The following is an 11,644-nucleotide window of genomic DNA, read 5'->3' as shown; positions in this document are numbered from 1 at the left end:
CTAATTATTATTGTTCGCCTTCAGCGTAAACTTCATCTAAAGGTTTTACGATGATTTGGTTGATTTCTTGGAAAACTTGGCTCATTTGTTGTTCAGCTTGCATTAATTCAGCAATGTTTTCGTCTTTTTCAATTGCTTGTGCTTGCTCTTGAGCTTTTTGTAAGTCTTCTTCTTCGATTTGTTGTCCTTGCATTTGCATTTGTTGGAATTTCAATTGTGTTTCACGGAACTCATCGAATAACTTTTTAGATTCTTCGTTAGCTTTAACTTTGTCATAAGCATCTTTAATTGCTTGATACTCATTGCTTTCTCTTAAAGCCTCTTCTAATTTTTGTGCTTGTTCTTTTAAATCTACTGCCATTTCAAATTCACTCCTATAAGTTATTGTTTTACTACGTCGTCAATAAACATAACATAAATATATAACAGTGTCGAAACATTTACCCAATTTCTTATTAACTGCCACTAATCACATTCCCAACACGATTCATTTTAAACGAATAATGCAATAATACCTTGGAAACAACCAATAATTCCTCCAAGTAAGAATCCGAGCATCATGATTAATTTTAATTCCTTATTCGCAATTTCAATAATCAAACGTTCAATATAGTCTAAGTCGAATGAATTGATTTGTTCTTCAACAATCGCACTTAAATTGACTTGTTTCATAATTGATGAAATATGCTCCGCTGCTTTATTTACAATTAAATCGGTAATAAAGCTTGCTGCATGTGCTTGAGCATACTGTACTAAGCCAGGTGCTAATTCAGAAATTGGTTGGTTCGCTTTATGAGGGATATCGATATACGCCATCATAATTGGAGTCATTTTATCTTTGATATTTGTAAATTGCGCTTGTGATAAGACTTGATTCAAGTGTTTACCTTTTAATGTTTGGTATTCATTTCTAATCAACTGTGCTGCAATTTGACGTGCTTTCGGATGATTTGTTAAACGAATCAATTCCACTTGAATACGCTCAGCAATGCTTGCTCTTGTCATAAACATTTCAAGCAAGCCGACAATTTTACCTTTCTCCTCAAAGAAAGTATCTAACATATTATAGATATCTTGTTCCCCTTTTTGAGAAGACAAATAGATGCGTGCACGATCACACAGTAATGGTGTTAAACTTTCGACTTTCTCATCTATCTCCGCTTCCAATGCTTCAGGTATTAAAGTGCGCAATTCGGATTGACCATGTTCTTGATAGTATTGTTGCAACTTATCTTCAATCAGTTGCTGAACCTTTTGCTGCGCTGCTGTTTCAAAATCTATATCTAATGAGTGCGCAAAGTTTTGCAAAGTTGCACGATCACTGCTTAGTTTATTGATTTGCTGTGAAATAAATCCTTCAATTGCTTGTCTTGCACTCGCTGAACTGATTTTTTCTTTAATCAGTGCTTCAGTAATTAAATGTTCTTCAATAACGCGACCAATTTTATTCGCGATTTCTTCTCTACGTTTAGGTACTAATCCAGGTGTAAATGGAATACGCCACTTTCCGATATGATAAGCTTTTTGCGGATGGAATAACATTTTAATTGCAATGATATTCGTAACACCGCCAATAATTGCGCCAATTACAATCATAAATAATATGACGAAAAATGCGTGCATAATTTTTATCTCCTTTTCAATCACTCGTAGGTTTAATATTACAATATATCTCTTTACATTCACAATTCAGATGTTTCTAAACGCAAAAAAAGATTGATGGAATAACGCCATCAATCTTTTAAGTAAAGTCATACATGGGATAAAAAGTGTATCAACCTCTATTAGAGATTCTGTTATCACTTATTTATCGTATTGAATTAAGCATGTACTAATTCATCTTTAGAGATTCTTCCGAAATATGTTTCAGCTTCTCTTAATTTAGAAGTACCAAATATAGGTTGTTTGTTTTGATTTAATACACGGTAGATTTCACTGACTTTATTACTTTGCAGGATAAATCCATTTTTAGAATCTAATGTATTCCAGTAGATATCACTTGTTGTGGCATGTTTAGGATATGCACAGTGATTTCTAGAAATTGTTTGGACGATTTCAAGGGGGTCACATCCAAAAGTACTATTTAAGACATCAGAGTCTCTGAATAAAGCGCAAATTGAAACACATGTAGTCCAATTTGGTAAAACGCGTTCTTTCTCAATTTGTACGAGTGTTTTCTTTGATAGTCCGATTGTTTGAGCCATCGTATCTTGAGTGTAGCCCGCTTCTATTCTCACCATCTTGAACTTAGTTTGAATTAAATCTGTAAAACTTTGTCTGTCCATTATTACTCTACCTTTCTATTGTGTAATCTTTCCGTACGCAAGAAATTGCAATAATACACAATTCTTGAAACACAAATTACATCTTAATACAAAATGCGAAAAATTAAAAGAGCGAATTTTGCTTTTATGACGTATTTTGATAAAGCCGAAATTGTCTAAATAATCAAACACGTCATAAGTTATATATTTGCCAATTCCTTACATTTTAACGGAATTGGTTACGCTTGATCTGGTGGTTTTATACCCTTATTCTATTATGGCGAAAATTTGCGATATTTCAAGTGATTTTTACATTTTAAGTTAATTTTACCTTAAAGTAGAAATATTCTTTTCACAGTTAAGTCATATTTTCACAAAATAAAAAAAAGACCGAGACGTTGCTAGAACATCTCAATCCCCTGTCATATACTATGAACTGATTGCTTTTCTATCTTCTTGCTTAGAAATCATAAACGCACATGCTGCATCCCCTGTAATATTTACAGCTGTACGTGTCATGTCTAAGAGTCGGTCAATACCAATAATAATACCAATTGCGGCAGGATTTAAATCAACAGCTGTAAGTACCATTGCTAACATAATTAACCCTACACCTGGCACCCCTGCTGTACCGATACTTGCAATGACCGCAATCACAATCACTGTTAAAATTTGTAAGATTGTTAGTTGCGCACCTGAAATTTGTGCGATAAAGACGGTTGCAACCCCCTGCATGATAGCCGTACCATCCATATTGATAGTTGCACCAAGCGGTTGTACAAACGACGCAATAGCTGGTCGTACCCCCATTTTCTTGGTACATTCCATTGAAACTGGCAGTGCCGCATTAGAACTTGAACCGCCGAAACCAATCGTAATCGCTGGAATAAATCCTTTAAAGAATTTGATTGGGCTGTCTTTAGCGATAAATTTGATTGTACCGCCATAAATTAAGAAGAAATGTAGAATTAAAGCAGCTAATACAACAATGAAGTATAAACCTAGTTGTTTGATTGCACCAAGTCCAGCTCCTGTAAATGCATGTGCTACTAAACAGAACGTTCCAATCGGCGCAAACACACGCATAATCATTGAAATAATATACATCAGTATCTCGTTAAATTGTTCAAAAAACTGTCGGACGACTAAAGCTTTATCACCTAATACCATCATCCCGATCCCAATGAAAATCGAAAACGTAATCACTTGCAACATATTACCTTGAGTCATCGATTCAATTGGATTTTTTGGAAACAGATTGATTAAAGTTTGATCAAAAGTTTGATTTGCCGGTGCTTCTGCCCCTTCACTTTGTTTATCTAACGTTTTTTGATATGAAGCTACCTCGGTACTTTTCATTAAGTCTGAATGGCCTGCACCTGGTTTTACCACTAATGCCAATACAATCGCAATTGTAATCGCAATCGCTGTCGTACATAAGAAAAACACTAGTGTTTTTAAGCCGATACCGCCTAATAATTTCGGATCACCGACACCAACTACCCCTAATACAATCGATACAAATACGACTGGTACTACGAGCATAAAGATTAAGTTTAGAAATATTTGACCTACTGTGTTAAAGAAATATTGGTCTACCCCTTTTACTAAACTTGTGTCTACATAAATGTCGCAAATGGATCCGATAATAATCCCTGCTACAAGTGCAATGACAATGTTCATTGTTAACTTTTTACTCTTCATATGTCTCATCCCCCTTTGTATAGTTCTATTATAGTCTAATTTTACATAAATAGTAAATATACATTTTATTGTGCTGTTTTTCACAAAATAAAAAAACGTATATGAAAGTTATTAGACTAACCTTTCAAATACGTTTAATGTTGAATTAGATAAGTTTATTTTCCATTGCATAAATAGCAGCTTGTGTACGGTCACTGACTTGTAATTTAGAGAAAATGTGACTGACATGTGTTTTAATCGTTTTTTCAGAGACATATAAAGCTTCAGCGATTTCGCGGTTCGTTTTACCTTTTGCCATTTCTTTTAAGACGTCTTTTTCACGATTAGAGAGTTTATTGACATGATGCGGTTTTTTCGCTACATCTTCCATCACTTTTTGTACTTCAGGGTGTATGATTTTTTCTCCTTGCAAAACTTTATGTATAGATGTAATTAGTTGCTCAGGCTCGACATCTTTCATTTCATATCCGTCTGCCCCTTTATTAATTGCTGAAATCACATGTTCATCATCCGCATAACTGGTTAACACTAATATTTTGATTTCAGGATAATGTGATTTAAGATATTCTGTCACTTCAATACCATTCATCTCAGGCATTACTAAATCAAGCAGTACAATATCAGGATGTTGTCCACTTTGTTCTAATTCAGCTATAAATGCCTTGCCGTTCGCAAAAGAATCTTGTACAGCTAAATCATCAATGGTTGAAATCAAAAATTCCAAACCTTGACGTACAATGTAATGATCATCTATCAAAACGACTTGATTCATGTTTTGTCTCCTTCTCTGTTTGAGTCAATGGTACACTTAAGCGTATTGTTGTCCCTTGTCCCAATTTAGAATTTATCTCCATTTTTCCTTGTATTTGTTTGATACGTTGACGCATATTATAAATACCATGGGAGGTTTGGTCAATCCAGTCAGGATTAAAACCAGCGCCCTTATCTGAGATTACCATATCAAACTTATTTTCATGTTGATGCAAGAGTACATGTGCATGATTCGTTTGTGCATGCTTTTTAATATTATTCATCGCTTCTTGCAATATACGATAACTATGCTCTTCAACACTGCTAGACAAGTCAATAAGGCCTTCTACTTCTATGTCTGGCTGAATGCCAATTAAATGACTGTATTGTTTCAATGCACTCACTAGACCATGTTCTAACCCGATTGGTTTTAACTGCCAAATCAAAGCTCTCATTTCATTTACAGCCTGCTGACTTGTAGTCTCAATTGTTTCGAAAGCTTTTTTCGCTACAGGTTCTTCTGTCATACCATGTGCTGCATGTGCAGTCAGCTTCAATGAAAATAACATCTGATTGACAGAGTCATGTAAATCACGTGCCAGTCGGTTTCGTTCATTCAAACGTGCCGCTTCTTTCTCTTTATTCGTTAATTCAATACGCTTAATCGTAGAACCGATTTGAAATGCAACAGATTCTAATAGTTCTAAATCTTCTTCTGAATACTTTACTGTATCAGGAGAAGCTACATTTAATAAACCAAATCGTTCATTACCTGAACGTAGCGGAACTGTCGCATGATGTGTAATGCCTCCAGATTCATCAGCGTATTCTTGATTTGCGGCACTGATTCTTGAACAATGAATAATATTAGAGGCTTTCATCAACTTTTCACTGTGATAAGCTTGTACACACCAACAAGTGCCTTCTCGCATACTTTGGCAATCATGTTTCGTTAAAGAACGTGGTAATTGGTAATCAGCTGCCATTTCATGTTCTCCGGCTTCATTGATGAAGAAAATCCAGCCTGTTGTAAATGCACTGCCTTCAATGAGCAGCTTTAATGCGCCATGCATCATAGTATAAATTTCTGTTTCTTCATTCAGATATTCTGCAATTTCTTTTAATAATGCCAAACGTGTCGGTTTAACCACAGTGTTCACCTCTCTTATCTATAATCTATTTTTATTATACCGATTCAATCTCTATAACGATAGCATTCCACTTGCACACGCAACTATCACAACGCAGAATATGTTATGATATTAAGTAATAATCGAGGAGGAAGTTATGGAATTTAAAGTACCTGAACAATATAACGGCTATACATTAAGAGAAATTTTCCAAGATGTGAAATTACCGAAGAAAGAACTGCATCAATTAAATATGTCAAAAGCCATTACCATTAATCAAGAACCTGCACAGCTTTCAGCAAAAGTGCAACAAGGAGATCAAGTGTTTGTCCCGACTCCAAATGAAACAAGTAATTATTTACCAAGTTACCGTTACGCAGATGTCTATTATGAAGACGCAGACATTGCGATAATCAAAAAGCCTAAAGGGGTAAAAACACATCCTAACGACTTAAAAGAAAGCAATACATTGATGAATCATGTCATATATACACTTGATAGTGATTATGCAGAACCTATTCATCGCCTAGACCAAGAAACAGTCGGTTTACTGATTGTGGCGAAAAATCCATTGATGAAAAAATTACTAGATCGCATGTTAGAGGAAAATCAAATATCACGAATTTATAAAGCAGTAGTTAAAAGCTTACTACCGCTTAAACCGCAAACTATCGATAAACCTATCGGTAAAGACAAGTTCCATCCTAACCGCAGACGTGTTTCACCGACGGGTCAACAAGCCATCACTCATATCTTAGATGCACGTATGTTAAAAGAAAATGAATGTGAATTGGATATTAAATTGGACACAGGGCGTACACATCAAATCCGTGTACATTTAGCCGCAATCGGCCATCCAGTTATTGGAGATCCTTTATATGGTGATTCTAAATTACGTCAATTACGTTTACACAGTCATAAAATTGAATTTGTACATCCGTTAACGAAAGAAAAGATTTCTGTTTCATTGGATGACAAAAAATAATGGAGAAGGCAAATGCCCTCTCCATTTTTGTTTACTTAATTTCAATTTATCTTTTGATAATTGATTATTCTTTTGGTTCAACCATGTTTTCTGGTTTGATCCACTCATCAAATTGTTCTTCTGTTAAATAGCCAGAATCAATAGCTGATTGTTTTAGTGTAATACCTTGTTTGTGTGCGTTTTTCGCAATTTTAGCTGCTTTTTCATAACCGATATGTGGGTTTAAAGCAGTTACTAACATTAATGAACGGTTTAGATACTGATCGATATTTTCTTCGATTGGTTCAATACCTTGCGCACAGTTTTCATCAAATGTACGCATACCGTCTGCGAGTAAATAGATAGATTGTAATGTGTTGTCCATGATTACTGGTTTGAATACGTTTAGTTCAAAGTTACCTTGAGAAGCGGCAATGCCAACTACCGTATCGTTACCCATTACTTGTACAGAAACCATTGTTAACATTTCACATTGTGTCGGGTTAACTTTACCAGGCATGATTGAAGAACCTGGTTCGTTCTCAGGAATGCTGATTTCAGCTAATCCAGCTCTTGGACCAGATGCTAACCAGCGAATATCATTTGCGATTTTCATTAAATCAGCTGCTAAAGCTTTTAATGAACCATGCAATTGAACCACTTCATCATGTGCTGTTAATGCATGGAATTTATTTTCAGAAGATACAAATGGATAGCCTGTATTTTCTTTAATATTCGCAGCAACCATATCACCGAATTTAGGGTGTGCGTTAATACCTGTACCTACTGCAGTACCGCCGATTGCTAAACTTAATAAATGCGCTTTAGATTCACCTAATAATTGGTCGCATTTATCAAGCATATAACGCCAACCACTGATTTCTTGACCTAAGCGAATTGGTGTCGCATCTTGTAAATGTGTACGACCAATTTTGATAATGTCATGGAAATCTTTTTCTTTTTTCGCAAATGTATCACGTAATTGTTTTAATGCTGGTTCTAAGTTAGCTTCAATTTCATGATATAACGCAACATGCATTGCAGTTGGGAAAGTATCATTAGAACTTTGTGATTTATTCACGTCATCATTTGGATGTATTGTTTCTTCACTGCCATGTTTTTTCAAGTAATCGTTAGCTACATAGCTGACTACTTCGTTGACGTTCATATTACTTTGCGTTCCGCTTCCTGTTTGCCATACAACAAGTGGGAAGTGTTCATCGAGTTCCCCTTTAATTACACGATCGCACGCAAAGACAATTGCGTCTTTTTTCGCTTCACTTAATTTACCTAATTCAAAGTTAGCTAATGCTGCTGCACGTTTTAATTGTGCAAAGCCGTATACCACTTCAATCGGCATACGCTCTTTACCTACTGGGAAATTACGTTTACTTCTTTCAGTTTGTGCACCCCAGAACTTATCACCAGGTACTTCAATTTCTCCGAATGTATCATGTTCAATTCTTACTGACATTTGACTTGTCTCCCCTTTATGATTGGTATTTATCATAAGTATAGCATTAAATGTTTTTAAATTAAATCTCTATATAGTTAACGCTTTCATGTCTGACTATGACTTAAAAATATATTAAAAAAAGAGCCTAGTGAGCTAGACTCCTTATATATACATATTATTTAGTTTCAACACTTTTAAAGTGAAGTTTAACAGCTTTAATAACCGCAACAGCAGTTAAAATATATAAAATAATACTGATTACTAATAAAATAGGACTGATGTTAATCAATGTTCCTAAAAAGCCCGTTAAACTGTTATAAAAATCACCTAAAGGCTTAAATAAAATAAATGTAATCGCAATACAACAAATCACACTGATAATGACACCTTTTTGGTTACTCTTGATAAACATTTGCGGATCTCGTTGACTTACTAATCCTTCAGATAAATTCATTTGTAGTTTGACTACACGAAAGAGTACTGGTAAATATAGTGCGCCTAACGCAATTGGAAAACCTTTGATAGATAACAATCCAAAAATTACAGTAGCTAACATTAAGAGTTTCCAATGTTTATGTAGATTTTGCATGGAAATGTTCCTTTCTGAAATTACTCATTCAACAAAATAATAAAGGAAATACACTCTGAATACAAATTAAAATCCGAGTTATGTTTCAATTCATCAACATAACTCGGAATTATTGATAATGCATTATTCAGCTTAAGCGAAGCGTTCAGTGAAGTACTGACGTACATCCTCTGGTAAACCAGCTGCTGCTGCTTCATCTAAAATAACATTCACCATACGGTGTGCTTTTAAATCAGATGGGACATAGCTTGAGTTGCCGTTTTCGTTATATAATTTGTTCACTAAGTCAGCTTTTTCAGCACCAGTGACAACTAAAATAACTTCACGAGCAGGCATTACACCTGATTTTACCGCAACATCTAGGTTGCCTTTATCATTAATAGTTAAAACTTGTAATGTGAATTTAGCTTTATTTTCTTTAGACTTAATGTTTTCTTCGATAAAATCAACGACACCATCGTTATATGATAATTCATAAACTTGTGAATCTGGTACACCAAGTGTTTGGTAGTATGATTTGTTGTCATCATAATCTAAAATGTTGATTTGACTGAAATCAACTGGGTGACGCAACACGTTTTGTTTTAAGTCTTCTAAAACAGGCGCGTTGTCATCTGCTAGATGCACACCCATGATTGTTGTCGGATTATTATTAAATGTCTTTCTGATAATATCTGCAGAATAGCGTGCAGCTTTATCTGCAGTTGGAAAAACCTTAAAGTTCATTGCCATAATGTACACTCCTCTAATTGTTCTCAGTTCGTATATCACTTCGATTGCTACATTATTTACCCTGTTCTTAAAAGAAGTAAACGCAATAGATACACGTAATAGTTAATTCTATTATACCTGTTTCATTAATTGATTTCACTCAAACCCAAATATCCATTAATGTAAATGTGGATAATTCTGTTGTCTCAATGCTTCATAGACTAAGATTGCGGCTGTATTAGATAGGTTTAATGAACGAATATGATCGTTCATCGGAATTCTTAATGCTGTTTCAGCATATTTTTCTTTTACCCAATCTGGTAACCCTGTCGTTTCACGCCCAAATACAAAATAATGATCTTCATCAGAATTTGAATAATCAAAATCAGTAAAGGTCGTTTGACCGAATTTAGTGATGAGATAATAATGTCCATCAGTTTTCTCAAAAAACTCTTCAATACTTTCATAATAAGTAATATTCACATGCACCCAGTAATCTAGGCCGGCACGTTTCAACATTTTATCATCTGTACTGAACCCTAGGGGTTTAATTAGATGTAAATGTGCATCTGTACCTGCACATGTTCTAGCTATGTTCCCTGTATTTGCAGGAATTTGGGGTTGATATAATACGACATGGTTTGTCATGTTACTTAATTCCTCTTTTCTAATCCTTTTAACATTTCTTCTTGTACTTCATCTAATTCATCGGCGAGATGTGCATCGATAAAATCACGTTCATCCTCACCTGCAATTTGGCCAATTGCCCAGTAAGCAGTTGCCCGAATCATCGGTCTTGGATCATTTAACGCTACTTCTTTTAGTTTTGGCAATGCAGCTGTTTCATTAAAGTGTGCTAATGCGATAATCGCATTACGTTGAATTGGTTTCTTACCTCTCCAAGCACCTGCTAAATGTCCATACGTATTCTTAAATTCTTTATTACTCATTTGTAGTAAAGGAATTAAACGTGGTTTTAATATTTCAGGTTCTAAAACGATATCATCGTGTTCTGTGTTAATCCCCCTATTTTTAGGACACACTTGCTGACACGTATCGCAACCATATAATCGATTGCCGATTTTATAGCGATATTCATCTGGTAAATAACCTTTTGTTTGAGTCAGGAATGAAATACATTTCTGACTGTTTAATTGTCCGTTCCCAACTAATGCACCAGTTGGACAACGGTCAACACAAATCGTACAATCTCCACAACTGTCGAGCAATGGGTCGTCTGGCTCAAATGGAATACTGACTAACATTTCACCTAAATAGGTCCATGTCCCTAAGTCAGGATTGATAACAAAGCCATTTCTTCCTGTAAAACCTAATCCGGCACGTTCAGCCACAGCACGATCTGATAATACACCTGTATCTACCATAGATAACATTTCTACATCAGGTACGCGTGACTTGATATACTCACCTAATTTATCCAAGCGTTTTCGCATGATTGTATGATAATCCTGTCCCCATGAAGCACGCGCAAACATCCCTCTACGATCGCCTCGAACACTTTTCGGTGCACCCTTCAATTTGTTTGGGTAACCTACTGCGATAGCAATAATGGATCTTGCAGTCGGCATAGACAACTTAGGATTCACTCTTAATTCAATATCTGATTCCTCAAAACCAGATGCATATCCTTTGGCATGATAGTCCACTAACTTTTGTTTAAGCTCATCAAATGGATCAGCAGTTGTAAAACCGATACTGTCTATCCCGATTTGATGGGCATATTCAATAATATCTTTTTTTAATTGTTTATTATCCACCATAATGCCTCCATATCCATGGTCCATTTTGTATTTTAACACACAATACATAGATACAAGTTAAATTTTCTTCAAAAATTAAAGCTGATACCTTTCTGTAGATATCAGCTTGTTGATAATTATTAATAAATTTTTGTGCCGACGGGTTGTCCATCAAAATACTGTCTCATAATATTCTCTTCATAACCTGGCGCAATCACGATTTCTTTAACGCCTGCACTAAATGCTTTCGATGCGTCTTTCAACTTTGGAATCATATCATCACTAATCATCTTAGAGTTGATTAATTTGTCTAATT

General features: G+C 35.1%; 13 protein-coding genes. 1 reads left to right on the top strand and 12 read right to left on the bottom strand.

Annotation, left to right across the window (positions count from 1 at the left end; genetic code table 11):
• Positions 1-7: 7 nt before the first annotated feature.
• From HMPREF3031_RS12410 to HMPREF3031_RS12385, 6 genes are all read right to left on the bottom strand, one after another.
• Entirely contained in the window at positions 8-361 is a 354-nt protein-coding gene (locus HMPREF3031_RS12410) for a YlbF/YmcA family competence regulator (protein WP_002481287.1), read from the bottom strand.
• Positions 362-492: 131 nt separating this feature from the next.
• Positions 493-1,623: a DUF445 domain-containing protein gene (locus tag HMPREF3031_RS12405; RefSeq protein ID WP_002481288.1), complete on the bottom strand. Its 1,131-nt coding sequence runs from the start codon at positions 1,621-1,623 to the stop codon at positions 493-495.
• A 197-nt stretch (positions 1,624-1,820) separates the two neighbouring features.
• Positions 1,821-2,285: an XRE family transcriptional regulator XdrA gene (locus HMPREF3031_RS12400; protein WP_002481289.1), complete on the bottom strand. Its 465-nt coding sequence runs from the start codon at positions 2,283-2,285 to the stop codon at positions 1,821-1,823.
• Positions 2,286-2,693: 408 nt separating this feature from the next.
• The gene (locus tag HMPREF3031_RS12395; protein ID WP_070725002.1) at positions 2,694-3,968 is read right to left on the bottom strand and encodes a dicarboxylate/amino acid:cation symporter; all 1,275 of its coding nucleotides are present in this window, start codon (positions 3,966-3,968) and stop codon (positions 2,694-2,696) included.
• A 145-nt stretch (positions 3,969-4,113) separates the two neighbouring features.
• Positions 4,114-4,740 (bottom strand): response regulator, encoded by a 627-nt coding sequence (locus HMPREF3031_RS12390; protein WP_002481291.1) that lies wholly within the window; start codon positions 4,738-4,740, stop codon positions 4,114-4,116.
• Positions 4,715-5,869 carry a GAF domain-containing sensor histidine kinase gene (locus tag HMPREF3031_RS12385; RefSeq protein ID WP_002481292.1) on the bottom strand — a complete coding sequence of 385 codons (1,155 nt, stop codon included), beginning with the start codon at positions 5,867-5,869 and terminating at the stop codon, positions 4,715-4,717. The genes HMPREF3031_RS12390 and HMPREF3031_RS12385 overlap by 26 nt, the downstream gene beginning before the upstream one ends.
• A 136-nt stretch (positions 5,870-6,005) precedes the next feature.
• Here HMPREF3031_RS12385 and HMPREF3031_RS12380 point away from each other — a divergent pair, with 136 nt between their 5' ends.
• Positions 6,006-6,833, top strand: a complete 828-nt coding sequence (locus HMPREF3031_RS12380) for an RluA family pseudouridine synthase (protein ID WP_002481293.1) — start codon at positions 6,006-6,008, stop codon at positions 6,831-6,833.
• 64 nt (positions 6,834-6,897) lie between these two features.
• Here HMPREF3031_RS12380 and fumC read toward each other — a convergent pair whose 3' ends face one another.
• From fumC to HMPREF3031_RS13775, 6 genes are all read right to left on the bottom strand, one after another.
• A complete protein-coding gene (gene fumC, locus HMPREF3031_RS12375; protein ID WP_002481294.1) occupies positions 6,898-8,286 on the bottom strand; it encodes a class II fumarate hydratase in 1,389 nt (462 codons plus the stop codon).
• A 157-nt stretch (positions 8,287-8,443) separates the two neighbouring features.
• Positions 8,444-8,857, bottom strand: coding sequence for a hypothetical protein (locus HMPREF3031_RS12370; RefSeq protein ID WP_002481295.1), 414 nt, complete (start codon positions 8,855-8,857; stop codon positions 8,444-8,446).
• 132 nt (positions 8,858-8,989) lie between these two features.
• Positions 8,990-9,589 (bottom strand): 6-phosphogluconolactonase, encoded by a 600-nt coding sequence (locus HMPREF3031_RS12365; RefSeq protein ID WP_002481296.1) that lies wholly within the window; start codon positions 9,587-9,589, stop codon positions 8,990-8,992.
• Positions 9,590-9,745: 156 nt separating this feature from the next.
• Positions 9,746-10,216, bottom strand: coding sequence for a tRNA (uridine(34)/cytosine(34)/5-carboxymethylaminomethyluridine(34)-2'-O)-methyltransferase TrmL (trmL, locus tag HMPREF3031_RS12360; protein WP_002481297.1), 471 nt, complete (start codon positions 10,214-10,216; stop codon positions 9,746-9,748).
• A gap of 5 nt (positions 10,217-10,221) precedes the next feature.
• Positions 10,222-11,346 carry a tRNA epoxyqueuosine(34) reductase QueG gene (queG, locus tag HMPREF3031_RS12355; RefSeq protein WP_037556441.1) on the bottom strand — a complete coding sequence of 375 codons (1,125 nt, stop codon included), beginning with the start codon at positions 11,344-11,346 and terminating at the stop codon, positions 10,222-10,224.
• Positions 11,347-11,468: 122 nt separating this feature from the next.
• Positions 11,469-11,603, bottom strand: coding sequence for a hypothetical protein (locus HMPREF3031_RS13775; protein ID WP_257243630.1), 135 nt, complete (start codon positions 11,601-11,603; stop codon positions 11,469-11,471).
• Positions 11,604-11,644 lie beyond the last annotated feature (41 nt).

This window comes from Staphylococcus sp. HMSC072B07 (genome assembly GCF_001815505.1).
GTDB classification, from domain to species: Bacteria; Bacillota; Bacilli; order Staphylococcales; family Staphylococcaceae; genus Staphylococcus; species Staphylococcus simulans.
This window is presented reverse-complemented; position numbering and strand designations above follow the sequence as displayed.